At 65.2% G+C, this 15912-nt stretch carries 15 protein-coding genes; 6 read left to right on the forward strand and 9 right to left on the reverse strand.

What is annotated here, in order from left to right; all coding sequences use genetic code 11:
* Positions 1-69 precede the first annotated feature (69 nt).
* Positions 70-585, forward strand: coding sequence for a hypothetical protein (locus M2395_RS15930; RefSeq protein WP_123430117.1), 516 nt, complete (start codon positions 70-72; stop codon positions 583-585).
* A 5-nt stretch (positions 586-590) separates the two neighbouring features.
* Here the strand turns inward: M2395_RS15930 and M2395_RS15935 are convergent, their stop codons facing one another.
* The 8 genes from M2395_RS15935 to M2395_RS15970 all read right to left on the reverse strand — a co-directional run bounded on the left by M2395_RS15935 (position 591) and on the right by M2395_RS15970 (position 10023).
* A complete protein-coding gene (locus tag M2395_RS15935; protein ID WP_011059483.1) occupies positions 591-1592 on the reverse strand; it encodes a PleD family two-component system response regulator in 1002 nt (333 codons plus the stop codon).
* A 48-nt stretch (positions 1593-1640) separates the two neighbouring features.
* Positions 1641-2651 (reverse strand): chemotaxis response regulator protein-glutamate methylesterase, encoded by a 1011-nt coding sequence (locus M2395_RS15940; protein ID WP_011059482.1) that lies wholly within the window; start codon positions 2649-2651, stop codon positions 1641-1643.
* Complete coding sequence (locus tag M2395_RS15945; protein ID WP_123430116.1) at positions 2648-4972, reverse strand: hybrid sensor histidine kinase/response regulator; 2325 nt, start codon at positions 4970-4972, stop codon at positions 2648-2650. The genes M2395_RS15940 and M2395_RS15945 overlap by 4 nt, the downstream gene beginning before the upstream one ends.
* The gene (locus M2395_RS15950; protein ID WP_015634305.1) at positions 4969-5655 is read right to left on the reverse strand and encodes a chemotaxis protein CheW; all 687 of its coding nucleotides are present in this window, start codon (positions 5653-5655) and stop codon (positions 4969-4971) included. The genes M2395_RS15945 and M2395_RS15950 overlap by 4 nt, the downstream gene beginning before the upstream one ends.
* A complete protein-coding gene (locus tag M2395_RS15955; protein ID WP_123430115.1) occupies positions 5652-6926 on the reverse strand; it encodes a protein-glutamate O-methyltransferase CheR in 1275 nt (424 codons plus the stop codon). Before M2395_RS15955 ends, M2395_RS15950 begins: the two co-directional genes overlap by 4 nt.
* Positions 6923-7459 (reverse strand): chemotaxis protein CheW, encoded by a 537-nt coding sequence (locus M2395_RS15960; RefSeq protein ID WP_123430114.1) that lies wholly within the window; start codon positions 7457-7459, stop codon positions 6923-6925. The genes M2395_RS15955 and M2395_RS15960 overlap by 4 nt, the downstream gene beginning before the upstream one ends.
* The gene (locus tag M2395_RS15965; protein WP_011059477.1) at positions 7459-9081 is read right to left on the reverse strand and encodes a methyl-accepting chemotaxis protein; all 1623 of its coding nucleotides are present in this window, start codon (positions 9079-9081) and stop codon (positions 7459-7461) included. The genes M2395_RS15960 and M2395_RS15965 overlap by 1 nt, the downstream gene beginning before the upstream one ends.
* A gap of 216 nt (positions 9082-9297) precedes the next feature.
* Positions 9298-10023 carry a tellurite resistance TerB family protein gene (locus M2395_RS15970; protein ID WP_015634302.1) on the reverse strand — a complete coding sequence of 242 codons (726 nt, stop codon included), beginning with the start codon at positions 10021-10023 and terminating at the stop codon, positions 9298-9300.
* A 272-nt stretch (positions 10024-10295) separates the two neighbouring features.
* Between M2395_RS15970 and M2395_RS15975 the strand changes: the two genes are divergently transcribed.
* The 4 genes from M2395_RS15975 to M2395_RS15990 all read left to right on the forward strand — a co-directional run bounded on the left by M2395_RS15975 (position 10296) and on the right by M2395_RS15990 (position 13553).
* On the forward strand, positions 10296-10706 hold the full coding sequence (locus M2395_RS15975) for a hypothetical protein (protein ID WP_053156518.1): 411 nt from the start codon (positions 10296-10298) through the stop codon (positions 10704-10706).
* The gene (locus tag M2395_RS15980) at positions 10696-11139 is read left to right on the forward strand and encodes a hypothetical protein (RefSeq protein WP_053149225.1); all 444 of its coding nucleotides are present in this window, start codon (positions 10696-10698) and stop codon (positions 11137-11139) included. The genes M2395_RS15975 and M2395_RS15980 overlap by 11 nt, the downstream gene beginning before the upstream one ends.
* A 50-nt stretch (positions 11140-11189) precedes the next feature.
* Positions 11190-12212, forward strand: a complete 1023-nt coding sequence (locus tag M2395_RS15985) for a hypothetical protein (protein ID WP_233447049.1) — start codon at positions 11190-11192, stop codon at positions 12210-12212.
* A 147-nt stretch (positions 12213-12359) separates the two neighbouring features.
* Complete coding sequence (locus tag M2395_RS15990) at positions 12360-13553, forward strand: DUF418 domain-containing protein (protein ID WP_053149219.1); 1194 nt, start codon at positions 12360-12362, stop codon at positions 13551-13553.
* On the opposite strand, the gene M2395_RS15995 is transcribed toward M2395_RS15990, so the two are convergent.
* On the reverse strand, positions 13550-14083 hold the full coding sequence (locus M2395_RS15995; protein ID WP_041116160.1) for a GNAT family N-acetyltransferase: 534 nt from the start codon (positions 14081-14083) through the stop codon (positions 13550-13552). The two genes, M2395_RS15990 and M2395_RS15995, sit on opposite strands and share 4 nt — an antisense overlap.
* Positions 14084-14283: 200 nt before the next feature.
* Here M2395_RS15995 and M2395_RS16000 point away from each other — a divergent pair, with 200 nt between their 5' ends.
* Complete coding sequence (locus M2395_RS16000; RefSeq protein ID WP_011059470.1) at positions 14284-15903, forward strand: glucan biosynthesis protein D; 1620 nt, start codon at positions 14284-14286, stop codon at positions 15901-15903.
* Positions 15904-15912: the final 9 nt, after the last annotated feature.

A 15912-nucleotide genomic window follows, 5' to 3' on the forward strand; every position in this document is an offset into this window, starting at 1 on the left:
CCTATACAATCCGAGCGTGAATGCCACTTCTCGCACTCGATTGCCAGCAGAACCAGGAAACAGGCCGCCATGGAGAGAACCCTCAGCGACTCGCAAATCCGCTACATCAAGGCCCGCGAGCGTCGCAATCTCAGGGGAGCACAGGCATTCATATGCCTGTTCCTGAGCCTGTTCGTGCTGATCCTGCTGCAAGGGGTCTGGCTGTTGATCTCCCCACAGCTGGCCTGCGCCCTGCTGGTGCCGTGGGCGATCTTCCTGTGGTGGTGGGTCTTGCATCGTCTGAAAGGCCAGCAAAGCGAGGTGGCAGCCCGGACCCAGTGGCTGCAAGGTCAATTCAGCGCCACCTGGGTCTCCAGCCACAGAAATGGCCACTTCAGCTACAGCTTCGGTGACTACCCCATCGCCGCCTGCTGCCGGCTGAACAACCTCTTCAACGAGAAAAGGCTCGACCTGCACACCCGATACAGGGTCGAAGCCGCCCTTCTCACCTGCTCGCAAACCACAAGCCACAGCTACTACCTGTTCGGCGACACCCTGGTGCCCGTCACTCGGGCCCCGGAGACCGACGAGCAGCCTGGAAGCTGAGGCGGTTACTCGATCCCGACCTGGTTGCGACCGTTGTTCTTGGCCAGGTACAGCCCCTTGTCCGCCGCCGAAATCAACTGCCGGCAATGGCTGTTGGGCTGCGGCGTTACGGTGGAAAGACCGATGCTGATGGTCAGGCTCGCGCCCTCCACCGGCGCGATATGGGGGATTTTCAAGGCTTCCACCGTCTGGCGCAGCTTCTCGGCCACCAATCGCGCCCCGCCCGGCGAGGTATTGGGCAGCACCAGCACGAACTCTTCGCCGCCGTAGCGGGCCGGCAGGTCGGAAGGCCGGCTGCTGGCCTCGCGAATCGCCGTGGCCACCTTGCGCAGGGCTTCGTCGCCCTCCAGGTGGCCGAAGGTGTCGTTGTAGGTCTTGAAGTAGTCGACGTCGATCATCAACAGCGACAGCTGGCTCTGTTCACGCATCGCCCGCCGCCACTCCAGCTCCAGGTACTCATCGAAATGCCGGCGGTTGGACAGCCCGGTCAGGCCGTCGGAGTTCATCAGCCGTTGCAGCACCAGGTTGGTGTCCAGCAGTTGCTGCTGGCTGACCCGCAGGGCGCGGTAAGCCGCGTCACGCTGCAACAGGGTCATGTAGGAACGGGAGTGATAGCGAATGCGCGCCACCAGCTCGATGTTGTCCGGCAGCTTGACCAGGTAGTCGTTGGCCCCGGCGGCAAAGGCCGCGCTCTTGATCAGCGGGTCTTCCTTGGTGGAGAGAACGATGATCGGGATGTTCTGGGTCGCCGGGTGGTTGCGGTACTCGCGCACCAGGGTCAGGCCGTCCAGGCCCGGCATCACCAGGTCCTGGAGAATCACCGTGGGCTTGATGCGGATCGCCTGGGCAATGGCCTGGTGCGGATCGGCGCAGAAGTGGAAATCGATGTTTTCCTCGTTCGCCAACCCACGCCGCACCGCTTCGCCGATCATGGCCTGGTCGTCCACCAGCAACACCATGGCGGCATTTTCGTCGGTCTTGAATTCGTCGAGCTGTAAGTCATTCATGGGTTGTCACCTGAATTGCTACCTGGCCAGGACAGCTGCGTTTATCAGTCATTTGGCAAATATCTCCAGCAAACGTGGAGCAATCTTGTCCAGCGGGCGAATCTCTGAGGCGGCGCCGATGGCAGCGGCCGCCTTGGGCATGCCATACACCGCACTGCTGTTCTGGTCCTGGGCGATGGTCAGATAACCCTGATCACGCATCAGCTTCAAGCCCTGGGCGCCGTCACGGCCCATGCCGGTCAGCAGCACCCCCACCGCATCGCCATTCCAGAAACTGGCAACGCTCTCGAAAAACACATCGATGGAGGGCCGGTAGATCTCGTTCACCGGCTCGGCGGTATAGGCCAGGGTGCCGTTCTTCAATAGACGGATATGATGGTTGGTGCCCGCCAGCAGGACCTTGCCGCTTTGCGGCGGCTCGCCTTCCCGGGCCAGGCGCACCTCCAGGCCGGAGGCACTGCTGAGCCATTCGGCCATGCCTGCGGCAAACACCTGATCAACGTGCTGGACCAGCACGATGGCGGCGGCAAAGTCCTTTGGCAAGCCCTTGAGCAACACTTCCAGAGCCGCCGGCCCACCCGCGGAGGAGCCAATGGCCACCAGGCTCTGGCGTGGCGCACCGCTGCGCAGTGGCTGGGGCGCGGAACGCACCCGGCTGCCGCGCTGGCCGATCAGCCAACCGATATTGAGGATCTTGCGCAACAGTGGCGCCGCCGCTTCCTGGGCATTGCCCGCGCCCAGGGCCGGGGTGTCCACCACATCCAGCGCGCCGTGGCCCATGGCTTCGAACACCCGGTGCACATTCTGCTGGCGATCGACGGTGACGATCACGATGGCGCACGGCGACTCGGCCATGATCCGCCGCGTGGCCTCGACGCCATCCATCACCGGCATGATCAGGTCCATGAGAATCAGGTCCGGGGTCAGTTCGGCACAGTACTTCACAGCTTCCGCACCATTGGTGGCGACCCACACCACCTCGTGGCTGGGGTCGAAGGCCAGGGCACGGCGCAGGGCCTCCACGGCCATGGGCATGTCATTGACTATCGCTATCTTCATGCCCGCGCTCCTCCAATCAGTTCCACCACTGCATCCAGCAGGGCGTCGTCATGGAAACTGGCTTTGGCTAGATAATAGTCGGCACCGGCATCCAGTCCACGGCGCCGGTCTTCCTCACGGTCCTTGTAGGACACCACCATCACCGGCAGGGACTGCAGGCGATTGTCACGACGCAAGAGTGTGACCAATTCAATTCCATCCATTCGCGGCATGTCGATGTCGGTGATCAACAGGTCGAAGCTTTCCGAACGCAAGGCATTCCAGCCATCCATGCCATCCACTGCCACCGCCACGTCGTAACCGCGGTTGATCAGCAGCTTGCGTTGCAATTCACGCACCGTCAGCGAATCGTCCACCACCAGAATACGCTTGCGCGCGGCCTGTGCGTGCTGCTGATGGTTGCGCGCAATGCGCTCCAGACGCCCGGTATTGAGCAGTTTGTCCACCGAGCGCAGCATGTCCTCGACATCCACGATCAGCGCCACCCGGCCGTCATCGAGCAGGGCTCCGGCGGAGATGTCCTGAATCTTGCCCAGGCGGTCGTCCAGCGGCAGCACTACCAGGGTGCGCTCGCCGATGAAACGCTCCACGGCGATCCCGTACACCGCATCGCGCTCGCGGATCACCACCACTTTCAGAGTTGGCGCGCTTTCCTGGGTTGCCGGCCGCTGCAGCAACTGGCTGGCGGCGACCAGGCCGACATGCCGGCCTTCGTGCCAGAAATGCTGGCGCCCTTCCACCTGGACGATGGCCTCGGGCTCCAGGTCGCACATGCGTTCGATATGGGCCAGCGGGAAGGCGTAGGCCTCGTCGCCGACCTCCACCACCAGGCTGCGTACCACCGACAGGGTCAGCGGCACCTCCAGGTGGAAACGGCTGCCCTGGCCAGTGTCCTGTTCCAGCACCACCGCCCCGCGCAGCTGACGCACCATGTGCTGCACCGCATCCAGGCCGACGCCGCGACCGGAGACCTCGGTGACCTTGTCCCGCAGGCTGAAGCCCGGCAGGAACAGGAAGGTCAGCAACTCTTCCTCACTGAGCTGGGCCGCGGTCTGCGCCGGCGACAACTGGCGCTCGACAATACTCTGGCGCAAACGCTCCAGATCGACCCCATTGCCGTCGTCACTGAGTTCCAGCACCAGCAGACCGGCCTGGTGGGATGCCCGCAGGCGAATCACCCCTTCCGCCGGCTTGCCCGCCAGCAGGCGCTGCTCCGGCAGTTCGATGCCGTGATCGACAGCGTTGCGCAGCAAATGGGTCAGCGGCGCTTCGAGTTTCTCCAGCACATCGCGGTCGACCTGGGTCTTCTCCCCCTCGATCTCCAGGCGTACCTGCTTGCCCAGGCTGCGACCCAGGTCGCGAACCATGCGCACCTGGCCGGTAAGTACGTCGGCAAAGGGCCGCATGCGGCAGGCCAGCGCGGTGTCGTAGAGCACCTGGGCGCGCTGGCTGGCCTGCCAGCCGAATTCGTCGAGCTCGGCGGTTTTCTCCGCCAGCAACTGCTGGGATTCGGCCAGCAGGCGCCGCGCATCCGCCAGGGCCTCCTGAGCCTCCAGGCTCAAGGCATGTTCCTTGAGGTGCAGGTTGAGGTTTTCCAGGGCGGTCAGGCTGTTGCTCTGGATCCGCCGCAGGCGCTGCAAGGTGGCCAGGTAGGGCTTGAGCCGCTGGGTTTCCACCAGGGATTTGCTCGACAGGTCCAGCAGGCTGTTGAGACGTTCGGCCGTGACCCGCAGCACCCGCTCGCCGCCTTCGGTCATGCGCTTGCCCGGGCGAGCGGGCTCATGGGCGGGTTCGCTGGCAGCCAGCAGCACGGGCTCGGCCTCGGGCTCGCCCAGGAACGCTCCATGGGCTTGCACCGGGGCTTGCGGTTGTGCGATTGGCAGCTCCGGTACTGGCGGTTCCGGCATTTGCGCCGCCGGCATCGCGGCCCCTGGGGTCAACAGGCGCTCCATCAGGGCCACGTACAACGGGATGTCCGCGGCGACCAGCTCCGCACCGCCCGGGGTGGCGATGCGCATCAGCAGGTCGGTGCCCTGCAGCAGGGCATCGATATGCTCGGGCTGCAGGTACAGCCGCCCTTCCTGGGCGCTCACCAGGCAGTCTTCCATTACGTGGGCAACGCTGACCCCGGCATCGACCCCGACAATCCGCGCCGCGCCCTTGAGGGAATGGGCTGCGCGCATGCAGGCTTCCAACTGGTCGGCCTGGGTCGGGTTGCGCTCCAGGGCCAGCAGCCCGGTGCTGAGCACCTGGGTCTGGGCTTCGGCTTCCAGGCTGAACAGCTCCAGCAGCGAGGCGTCGCGCATCTGATCGGGGGTCATGTCAGGCTCCGGGTCACGGCCGCGAGCAATTGCTCTTCGTCCAGCAGGCGCAGGCTGCGCCCCTGCCATTGCAACACGCCACGGGTGTACTTGGCATTGGCCTGCTCGCCGGAGGCCGAGGCGCCGTTGAGGATGCGCTCGTCGATGGCGTGGATGCCGTGCACTTCGTCCACCGGCACCACCACCGGGCCTCCGGCGGCGCCGATGATCAGCATGCGCGGCATCACCCGTCCTCCCGCCGGCGCGGCCGGGGAAGGATCCAGCCCCAGAAGCTCGGTCAGCGACAGGCAGGCCACCAGCGCCCCGCGGACATTGGCCACCCCCAGCAGGGCGCGCGAACGCTGGTGCGGCAAGGAATGAATCGCCTGCTGCGGTGCCACTTCCAGCAGGCAGCGGGTCGGCAGGCCCAGCCACTCTTCGCCGAGGCGGAACATCAGCAGCGAGCGAGTGACCACATCGCTGTCGGCCTCCAGCACCACCGAATGCTCGCGGTCCTCCTGGCGCAACGAATAGCGGTCCAGCAGGCGGGTGGCGGCGGCCGAATACACCGAGCAGTTGCGGCAATGAATGTGCTCGGCCAGCAACGGGCAGGACTTGTCGCCATGGATACCGATGCGGTTCCAGCAATCATCAATGGCCTGCGCATCTTCACGGGTGACGTCCAATGAATAGGGATGGCTCATCGTTTCAACTCACTGTCGGCAGAGCGAACGCTGCGGGCCGCGCGCTCCTGCAATCGTTGGGCCCCGGCCACATCACCCTGGGAAGCCAGCAGCGCGCCCAAGTGCGCCAGGGCTTCGGGGTGCTGGGGCGCCAGGTACAGGGCCTTGCGGTAGTAACCCTGGGCTTCCATGGCGTTGCCGGCCACATCGCTGAGCAGGCCCAGCCAGTAGAACACCTGGGCCACCGGCTCGTGCTGCTGCAAATAACGCTCGCAGGCGGCACGGGCCTCGGCGCTCTTGCCCTCGTTGGCCAGGGCGGCAATGGTGGCCAGCAGGCTGGCGGCATCGCTTTCCATCAGCGCGCCGTCGCTCAACGGCGCCGCTACCGGGCGCCTGGCGAACGGCCGTGGGCGCGGCGCCGGGGGCACCACGCTGCGCACGGGAACCGGCAGCGGCAAGGGTTGCGGCACCACCACCGGGGCCGGCTCGGGCTCATGGTGGCGGCTGAAGGCGAAGGACTGCGGGATGCCGATGGAGCGCATGCCCAGGCGGCCCAGGAGGCTGCCTTCGGCGGGGCCGATGAACAGCACGCCCTCTTCATGGGTCAGGCGCTTGAGCACCTCGAACACCTGGCGCTGGGTCGGCTGGTCAAAATAGATCAGCAGGTTGCGGCAGAACACGAAATCGAAGGCCGGTTCACTGGCCAGCAAGCCCGGATCCAGGACATTGCCCACCTGCAACCGCACCTGCTCACGAACCCGCTCGCTCAGGCGATAACGCTCGCCTTCTTCAGGGTTGAAGTGCCGCTCGCGAAACTCGATGGGTTGGCCACGAAAGGAATTCTTGCCGTACAGCGCAGCCTTGGCCCGCTCCACCGACAACGGGCTGACGTCCAGGCCGTCGACCTTGAACTGATGCGGCGCCAGGCCGCCATCGAGCAGGGCCATGGCGATGGAATAGGGCTCCTCGCCGGTGGAGCACGGCAGGCTCAACAGGCGCAGGGCCCGCATGCCCTTGATCTGCGCCAGCCGCGCCTTGGCCAGCTTGACCAGGGTAGCGAAGGATTCCGGATAGCGGAAAAACCAGGTTTCCGGAACGATCACCGCTTCGATCAGGGCCTGCTGCTCATCCCGCGAGCCTTGCAGTTTCTGCCAGTACTCATCGCTGCTGCGGGCATACAGGGCATTGCAGCGCTGGCGTACCGCGCGCTCGATGATCGCCGGCCCCACGGAGGCGACATCCAGGCCGATACGTTCCTTGAGGAAATCGAAAAATCGTTGCTCCTCGCTCATCGAGGCTCCTCAAGCGATGCCGGATCCAGGGGCACGGCGGGAAACAGCAGCTCACGCACCTTGAGGGGCAGCAGGTCGTCGACCCGCACCCATTGCAGCAGGCCCTGGGCGTCTTCGCGCACCGGCCCCAGGTATGGCGCCTGGCAGTTGTCCAGGCCATAGGGCTGGAACTGCGCCGGGTCGCAGCGCAGGGTGTCGTTGGCCTGTTCCAGCAACAGCCCGAGAATCCGCGCCGGCTGCCCGGCATCGCCACGGTAGTGCACCAGCACCAGCCGGGTACTGGTGCGCAACTGCGCCGGGCGGCCGAAGGTCAGCTCGCACAGGTCGATGACTGGCACCACCACGCCGCGATAGGCAAACACCCCGGCCACCCAGGACGGCGCCTGGGCAATGGGCTTGAGCTGCAGGCGCGGCAACACCTCCACCACATCCACGGCCTGCAGCGCATAGCGCTCCTGGCCGATGCGGAACACCAGGAACAGAGCATTCTTGGCACCAGTTGCGCCGTTGCGCTTGTGCGCGAGCTCATCCATCAGACTTTGAAACGCGAAACGCCGCTGCGCAGCCCCACCGCCACCTGGCTCAGCTCGTCAATGGCAAAGCTGGCCTGGCGCAGGGACTCGACGGTCTGGCTGCTGGCATCCCCCAGTTGCACCAGGGCATGGTTGATCTGCTCGGCACCCGTGGCCTGGGCCTGCATGCCCTCATTGACCATCAACACCCGCGGAGCCAAGGCCTGGACCTGATGGATGATCTGCGACAGCTGTTCACCCACCTGCTGCACCTCGGCCATGCCGCGGCGCACCTCCTCGGAAAACTTGTCCATGCCCATGACCCCCGCCGACACCGCCGACTGGATCTCACGGACCATCTGCTCGATGTCATAGGTGGCCACTGCGGTCTGATCCGCCAGGCGCCGCACTTCAGTGGCGACCACGGCAAAACCACGGCCGTACTCGCCGGCCTTCTCGGCCTCGATGGCGGCGTTGAGCGACAGCAGGTTGGTCTGGTCGGCGACCTTGACGATGGTCACCACCACCTGGTTGATGTTGCCGGCCTTCTCGTTGAGGATCGCCAGCTTGGCGTTCACCAGGTCTGCCGCGCCCATCACCGAGTGCATGGTGTCTTCCATGCGCGCCAGGCCCTGCTGGCCGGAGCCGGCAAGCACCGAGGCCTGGTCGGCGGCGCTGGACACTTCAGTCATGGTGCGCACCAGGTCCCGGGAGGTCGCGGCGATCTCCCGCGAGGTGGCGCCGATTTCCGTGGTGGTGGCGGCCGTCTCGGTGGCGGTGGCCTGTTGCTGCTTGGAGGTGGCGGCGATCTCGGTCACCGAGGTGGTGACCTGCACCGAGGAGCGCTGGGCCTGGGACACCAGGGCGGTGAGCTCGGTCATCATGTCGTTGAAGCCGGTTTCCACGGCGCCGAACTCGTCCTTGCGGTCCAGGTTCAGGCGGCCGCTCAGGTCACCGGTGCGCATGATTTCCAGAATGCTCACGATGCGGTTCATCGGCGCCATGATTGCGCGCATCAGCAGCAGGCCGCAGAGCCCGGCAGCCAGCACCGCCAGCAGCAACGACACGCCCATGCTGACCTTGGCCGCGGCCACTGCATCGTCGATGGCGGCGGTGGCGGAGTCGGCCACGGCCTTGTTTTCGCTGATGATGTCGTTGAGTTTCATCCGCCCGGCGGTCCAGGCCGGGGTCAGTTGCTCATTGAACAGGCGGATTGCCTCGGCCTCCTGGCGACGCTGGTGCAGATCGAGCACGGCGGCCTGGATGCGGTTGAACTCTTGAAGATCCTTCTCGAAGGCATCGAACTCGCTCTGGTCCTCGCGGCTGTTGATGGTCTGCTTGTAATTGGTCATCTGGGTCTGCAGGCGTTCTTCGAAGGCCTTGAAGTCCGCCTTGTCCTCGGCGCTGATGTCCTGATTCTGCTTGAGGCCGATGATTTCCTGGGTCTGCAGGTAGGTGTCGACCCAGGCGCTGCGGATCATCGAACTGAAATAGACCCCGGGCACCGCGTCATTGCGCATGCGCTCTTCACCGGATTCGATCTTCAACAGCCGCGAGTACGAGACGACGACCATCAACAGCATGATGGCGATAATCACCGCAAAGCTCGCCAAAATGCGTTGGCGCAACGTCCAGTTCTTCACAGTCAGTCCTCGAGGCCATTCAAAAATGTGGGGAGTATAGCCGAGGACGATGCAGGTTTTATGGGTGGTTTAGCACCACGGTTGGCACTTTCGATAAATTTGTGCACCCGCTCTGGATGGCGGCTCAGCGGCGGTTTTATCACCCCAGCCAAGGCAATTCGGCAAATCCATCCGGCAGAACCGCCATCCGTGGCGAACGGCACTCCCAGCGCCGCTTCAGAGATTGTTCTGGCGCACCTGGTTCTCCAGTTCGGCCTTGAGCCCCGGCGCCAGTTGCAACTGGCGCGCCAGCTCGTCCAGGTAGGCTTTTTCCATGAAGTGCTCTTCATCCACCAGCATCACGCTGGCCAGGTACATTTCCGCGGCCATTTCCGGCGTGCTCGCGGCCCGGGCGACATCCGCCGGGTCCAGGGGCTTGTTCAGTTCACTGTGCAGCCACTGCTGCAATTGCGGGTCGTTGTCCAGCTTGCGGAACTCGCCCTCGATCAGCGCCCGCTCGCGCTCGTCCACATGGCCGTCGGCCTTGGCCGCAGCCACCAGCGCCTTGAGGATCGCCTGGCTGTGCAATTCCACCTGCTGCGCCGGCAGGCGGTCCAGGGTCTGGGGTTCGTTGCGCGGCGCGGCGCCCTGCTGCGCCTGCCAGTTGCCGTAGGCTTTGTAGGCCAGCACGCCGAGGGCCGCGAGACCGCCGTAGGTCAGGGCCTTGCCGCCGTACTTGCGGGCCTTCTTGTTGCCCAGCAGCAGGCCCATGGCCCCGGCTGCCAAGGCACCGCCACCGGCGCCGGAAAGCAGCCCACCGAGGCCGCCGGACTGGCCACCGAGCAAGCCGCCGAGGCCGCCCTGGGAGCCCTTGCCGTGCTCCGCCGGCGCTGCGCCTGCCTTGTTCTGCAGCATTTCCTGGCCGGACCTGAGTAATTGATCGAGCAATCCACGGGTGTTCATCTGCTGCCTCCGGAAAATAGGTGTCATGTCGACACATAAGGCTGTAAGCCTAGAGAGAAGTGCCCGGGTCGATGCGGCGATAGTGCTTCTGAATGTTGCTTTGCCCGGCCTGGAACACCGGCGTCGCCCCACTGGATTGGCGCCCCGAGTTACGGCACTATCCGCCTCCTGAAAAGCACCGGCGCCACTGCCCGGGCTCACCCCATACCTTCCGGCAGCAAGGATGCGCCCATGCCCCGTGACAACCCCGCCACCGCCTGCGAGTGCCGCCCATGAGCCTGGACGCTGCCAGCCGTTATCAGGTGACGCGAATCCTCACCGGCCTGGTGCCCCATTGCCTGCCACCGCTGCTGTTCTACTACGCCCATGTCTGGGGCATACCGGTGTACCGCAGCCACTTCGGCGCTCTCGCCAAGGGCTTCGGTCTGGGGATGATGGTGGAACTGCTGCTGCAACTGCTGATCGTCGTCAGCTTCCTGCAGGTCTTGGTGCCCCAGCTCAAGGTCAAGCTGGTCCTGATTGGCACCCTGGCGCTGTTCACCGCCTGGGCAATGTTTCCCGACCATCCGATACGCGGCTACGTCTACTGCTTCCTGATGACCGTGCCGCCATTGCTGGCGATCTGGCTGGCGCAGGGTCTGTGCCGGCTGTGCCTGCCCAGGGAGCAGTTGCATGCCCAGTAGAAACACCCCAATTGCGCGCTTCTGGCTGGCGCTTGTACTGCTGATCATTGGCCGCCCCTGCCTGGCCATGAGCCTGGAGCAGCAGTTCGCCGGGCTTGCCGACTGCTCCATGGAAAACGTCTACCTGGACGCCAGCGACCACCAGCCCCGGGGCGCGTACTTCAGCGAACGCCAACTGCAGCCCTGCGAGCTGGACGAAGCCGCCCGCTATTGCGTCGACGACCAGTACCACGGCCTGGCAGTCAGCGCGGTGATGATTCCCTATCGCGGGCCGTTCTCGGTCCACGCCCTGTATCTCAAGGACAGTGTCGACAGCGTGCGCCAGCACCTGGGAACCGCCTTCTTCGGTGATGGCCGGGAACGCCCGCTGCTCACCGAAGACCGCCATACTCCCGGCAGCTCGGTGCTGTATTGCGACCCGCAAAGCCAATGAGCCTGCTTGCCCACATGCCTGTTCTGTATCGCCCCCGGATGACCCTGCCGATGCCCACCCCCCGTCGCTGTTTGCACCTGATCGCCCTGAGCCTGATGCTCGGTGCCGCCGCCCAGGCCGCCGCCGCACCTGCCTGCCCGTCCAGCGACCTGAAGGTCTTTGCCCAGGCCTTTGCCAGCAGCCCGGAACTGCAGCAGGCATTCACTGCCGTGCCACTGGTCGAGCAACGGCCGATCACTGACGAGCGCGGCCGGGAAGTCACCGCGCGCTACAAGCTCACGGGCGACACCCACCACCTGCTGACCCGGCTCGCCCCCAAGGCCCAGGCCGAAGCTGGCCTGCAGACCTTCTGGGAGGGCAATACCCTGGTGGTCAACGATCCCCTGGGCGATGTGGTGCAAGCCTTCGTCTTTGAACAGGGTGCCTGCTGGCAACTGGTGCGCGTCGAGCAATGGTCCATGGACGAATTGCTCACACACAACGCCCCCGCAGGCGAAAGCGCCCTGCAGCGACAGATGCGCAAGGCTGACCTGTTCCTGGGCTACGGCGGACGCGAGCAGTACCCGCTGACCGCGTACTTCTTCGAGCTCGGGCAACGCATCCTGCTCGATGCCGCCCGCCACGGCTCACCCAAGGCCGCGGTGCAGGCGGTCAGCCTCGGCTACTCGGGCATGGCCCCGGCGCTCAAGCCGGGGGAGCCGGAAGAACTGCTGCTGCCCTACGCCAAGACCGATGCCGAGGCGGCGCTGATGCTGTCCATGTACTACTGCGACCCAGTCGGCGATGGCTCGATCACCCAATGCCAGCAGCCGCGCAAGTCCGAAGAGCTGGTGCTGCGCACCGCCAGGGAACTGGATTCAGGCAGCGCCTTCTACTACCTGGGCAGTGGCTATGCCGATGGCCAGTGGGGCGTCACCGACAGACCCAGGGCCCTGGCCTGTCACCAGGAAGCACTCAAGCGCGGTGACCTGCATAGCCTCTGGCCGCTGACCTGGTGGAGCAAAAAGAATGAGATGCCGGCCAGCGGCGCCCAGTGCCTGGAACCTTCAGCGCCCGCCCAGGCGGGAAGCTGAGCCCGCATCTTGACGCTTTTTAACAAAATCCCCATAGCTGCGCCCCGGCCTGATCGGGTTAATTGAGCCTCTGGCTCGATCCACCCCGGAGGTCCGTTCCATGCGCTGTACCCCGCTTTCACCACCGCTGTTGCCGGTACCCCGCAGATGACGGCCTCCGGAGCGACGCAAGCAGCGCGCCTGGAGCAGGTGGACGCCCTGCGCGGTTTCGCCCTGCTGGGCATCCTGGCGGTGAATATCTGGTCCTTCGCCGATCCGTACTACGCCTCGTCGGTGAGCAACCCGGGCTACGCCAGTAGCCTTGACCACCTGGTTCGCTGGCTGGTGTCGGTGTTCTTCGAGACCAAGTTCTACCTGCTGTTCTCGTTCCTGTTCGGCTATAGCTTCACCTTGCAGATGACCTCCGCCGAACGCTCGGGGGAGCGCTTCGTGCCGCGCATGTTGCGCCGGCAACTGGCCTTGCTGGTGATCGGCCTGATCCACGGCGCCCTGCTGTTCTATGGCGAAATTCTCTCGCTGTACGCCGTGCTGGGGCTGGTCCTGCTGATGCTGCGCGGCTTGTCGGTCCGCTGGGCGGCGGCCCTGGCCGCACTGTTGATCAGCGGCACGGCGGCGCTGTTCCTGCTGTTCGGCATCACCCTGCTGGAGGCCGGCCTCTACACCGGCGCCGCCGATGGCGGGCCGGTACTCAAAGACCTGGCCCTGAGCGGCAGCGCCCTGCAAACCCTGGCCTACAACGCCTCGCACCTGCTGGAAACCGCCTCGGCGCTGTGGCTGCTGCAGGGCCCCTGCACCCTGGCAATGTTCCTGCTGGGCTATGTGGCGGGGCGCAACAAGCTGCTGGTGGCGCCCTACGCCTTCGAACCGCACCTGGCACGGCTGCTGAGGATCAGCCTGCCGCTGGGCCTGGGTGGCGCCCTGCTCTACGGCTACTGGGCGGCCTATGCGCCTGGCGGCGGCCTGGAAGTGCTCGGCTACGGCATCAGCCAACTGACCGCACCACTGCTCTCGGCCAGCTACGCCATGCTGCTGCTCAAGGCCTTCGGCTCGGCCCCGGGCCAACGCCTGTGCCGACGGCTGGCGCCTCTGGGGCGCATGTCCCTGAGCAACTACCTGCTGCAATCGCTGATTCTGGGGCTGCTGTTCACCGGCTACGGGCTGGGGCTGGTCAACCAGTTGCCGCCGCTGTGGATTGTGCTGCTGGTGGTTGCCATCTACCTGCTGCAGATGCAGCTCAGCACCCTGTGGTTGCGCAGCCACCAGTACGGCCCCTGCGAGTGGCTGCTGCGGGCCGTGACCATCGCGGCCTGGCCAAGCTGGCGCAAGCGCCTGGCGGCCTAGGCCAGGCGCAGGTACAGGTGGATGTCCTCGGGCTCGATGCGCAGCAGTTCCGGGTCAGGCGTGGCCAGCAGTTCGCAGCCCAGGCTCCTGTAGAAATCCACCGTATGCCGCGACGGCGTGGCCGACACATACAAGCCCTGCCCCCCCAGGACCAGGGCCTGCTCCCGGGCCAGGGCAAACAACTGCCGGCCCAGGCCAAGGCCGCGATAGGCCTGGCTCACATGGAGGAATTTCAACTGCCGCAGATCCAGCCCGGCACAGGCGATCGGCAGGCAATCCACCACCACCGCGGCCACCAGCGCCGGGCCGTCGAACACCCCGTACAGCCAACCGCCACGCCGGTAACACTGCTGCAAGATCAGCGCATCATGCTCGGCCTCGCCCTCCGGCCAGCCCTGCACCACTTCATGCTGGGCGTAGCAGCTCAATTGCCCATTGCACAGGCGGTAGAACTCATCGATGACCTCGGCGCGGTCGATCCATTTGAGCAAGGGGATATCGTCTTCGCCGAGCAAGCGCGGGTGCAGCATGGGAGCAGTTCCTAAAGGGGATCGGGCGGTTACCAATGGACACAAGCTAATCATTTTTCTGCCCCTGGCGAACCGTTTATTCTATCCGGCGTCTGTTTATAGTCCGTTGCGTTTGGCCGATGGCATGACCGAACCACCCCTCGCGATCCCCCCACGCAGCCAGGAACGGCTTGGGATCTTTCTCTGATCAAGGTTCAACCATGCACCGCAGGAATCTCCTCAAAGCCTCCATGGCCCTGGCGGCCTATACCGGCCTCTCGGCCAGCGGCCTGCTGGCCGCCCGCGCCTGGGCCGGCGCCGCTGATGGCCAGGCCCAGGCGTTCGATTTCGAGCAGCTCAAGGCCCAGGCCAAGCAACTTGCCGCCAGCCAGTACGTGGACACCAAGCAGGTGTTGCCGCCCACCCTGGCGAAGATGACCCCGCAGAACTTCAACGCCATCCAGTACGACAGCAAGCACTCGCTGTGGAACGAGTTGAACGGGCAGTTGGACGTGCAGTTCTTCCACGTCGGGATGGGCTTCAAGCAGCCGGTGCGCATGCACAGTGTCGACCCCAAGACCCGCCAGGCGCGGGAGGTGCACTTCCGTCCGCCACTGTTCAACTACCAGAACACCAGCGTCGACACCGCCCAGCTCAAGGGCGACCTGGGCTTTGCCGGGTTCAAGCTGTTCAAGGCCCCGGAACTGGACAAGCACGACGTGGTGTCCTTCCTTGGTGCCAGCTACTTCCGCGCAGTGGACGCCACCGGCCAGTACGGCCTCTCGGCCCGTGGCCTGGCCATCGACACCTACGCCAAGCGCCGCGAGGAATTCCCCGACTTCACCCAGTTCTGGTTCGAGACCCCGGACAAGGACAGCACCCGCTTCGTGGTCTACGCCCTGCTGGACTCGCCGAGCGCTACCGGTGCCTACCGTTTCGACATCGACTGCCAGGCCGAACGCGTGGTGATGGACGTCGACGCCCACATCAATGCCCGCACCGCCATCGAACAACTGGGCATTGCACCGATGACCAGCATGTTCAGCTGCGGCACCCATGAACGGCGCATGTGCGACACCATCCACCCGCAGATCCACGACTCCGACCGCCTGGCCATGTGGCGCGGCAACGGCGAGTGGATCTGCCGCCCGCTGAACAACCCGGCGAACCTGCAATTCAACGCTTTCGCCGACAAGGACCCGAAAGGCTTCGGCCTGGTACAGACCGACCACGAGTTCGCCAGCTACCAGGACACCGTGGACTGGTACAGCCGCCGCCCGAGCCTGTGGGTCGAGCCCACCACTGCCTGGGGCGAAGGCAGCATCGACCTGCTGGAAATCCCCACCACCGGCGAAACCCTGGACAACATCGTGGCCTTCTGGACCCCGAAAAAACCGGTGGCCGCCGGGGACTCGCTGAACTACGGCTACAAACTCTACTGGAGCGCCCTGCCGCCCGTGGGCACGCCCCTGGCGCGAGTACACGCCACCCGCTCCGGCATGGGCGGTTTCGTCGAAGGCTGGGCCCCGGGCGAGCATTACCCGGAAGTCTGGGCGCGGCGCTTTGCCGTGGACTTCACCGGCGGCGGCCTCGACCGCCTGCCAGCGGGCACCGGCATCGAGCCGGTGGTCACCGCGTCTAACGGCGAGGTCAAGGACTTCAACGTGCTGGTGCTGGACGAGATCAAGGGCTACCGCATCACCTTCGACTGGTTCCCCACCAACGACAGCGTCGAACCGGTGGAGCTGCGGCTGTTCATCCGCACCAACGACCGAACCCTGAGCGAGACCTGGCTGTACCAGTACTTCCCGCCGGCGCCGGACAAACGCAAATACCCGTGACCCGCTGAC

It is taken from the genome of Pseudomonas sp. BIGb0176, from assembly GCF_024810175.1.
Lineage (GTDB): Bacteria > Pseudomonadota > Gammaproteobacteria > Pseudomonadales > Pseudomonadaceae > Aquipseudomonas > Aquipseudomonas protegens.

What these genes read in the sequence shown, in the direction of transcription:
- M2395_RS15945 (WP_123430116.1), bottom strand. Translation starts at nt 4,972, where the DNA reads ATGACCCCCGATCAGATGCGCGACGCCTCGCTGCTGGAGCTGTTCAGC.
- M2395_RS15995 (WP_041116160.1), bottom strand. Translation starts at nt 14,083, where the DNA reads ATGCTGCACCCGCGCTTGCTCGGCGAAGACGATATCCCCTTGCTCAAA.
- M2395_RS15970 (WP_015634302.1), bottom strand. Translation starts at nt 10,023, where the DNA reads ATGAACACCCGTGGATTGCTCGATCAATTACTCAGGTCCGGCCAGGAA.
- M2395_RS15990 (WP_053149219.1), top strand. Translation starts at nt 12,360, where the DNA reads ATGACGGCCTCCGGAGCGACGCAAGCAGCGCGCCTGGAGCAGGTGGAC.
- M2395_RS15985 (WP_233447049.1), top strand. Translation starts at nt 11,190, where the DNA reads ATGCCCACCCCCCGTCGCTGTTTGCACCTGATCGCCCTGAGCCTGATG.
- M2395_RS15955 (WP_123430115.1), bottom strand. Translation starts at nt 6,926, where the DNA reads ATGAGCGAGGAGCAACGATTTTTCGATTTCCTCAAGGAACGTATCGGC.
- M2395_RS15930 (WP_123430117.1), top strand. Translation starts at nt 70, where the DNA reads ATGGAGAGAACCCTCAGCGACTCGCAAATCCGCTACATCAAGGCCCGC.
- M2395_RS15975 (WP_053156518.1), top strand. Translation starts at nt 10,296, where the DNA reads ATGAGCCTGGACGCTGCCAGCCGTTATCAGGTGACGCGAATCCTCACC.
- M2395_RS15960 (WP_123430114.1), bottom strand. Translation starts at nt 7,459, where the DNA reads ATGGATGAGCTCGCGCACAAGCGCAACGGCGCAACTGGTGCCAAGAAT.
- M2395_RS15940 (WP_011059482.1), bottom strand. Translation starts at nt 2,651, where the DNA reads ATGAAGATAGCGATAGTCAATGACATGCCCATGGCCGTGGAGGCCCTG.
- M2395_RS15980 (WP_053149225.1), top strand. Translation starts at nt 10,696, where the DNA reads ATGCCCAGTAGAAACACCCCAATTGCGCGCTTCTGGCTGGCGCTTGTA.
- M2395_RS15950 (WP_015634305.1), bottom strand. Translation starts at nt 5,655, where the DNA reads ATGAGCCATCCCTATTCATTGGACGTCACCCGTGAAGATGCGCAGGCC.
- M2395_RS16000 (WP_011059470.1), top strand. Translation starts at nt 14,284, where the DNA reads ATGCACCGCAGGAATCTCCTCAAAGCCTCCATGGCCCTGGCGGCCTAT.
- M2395_RS15935 (WP_011059483.1), bottom strand. Translation starts at nt 1,592, where the DNA reads ATGAATGACTTACAGCTCGACGAATTCAAGACCGACGAAAATGCCGCC.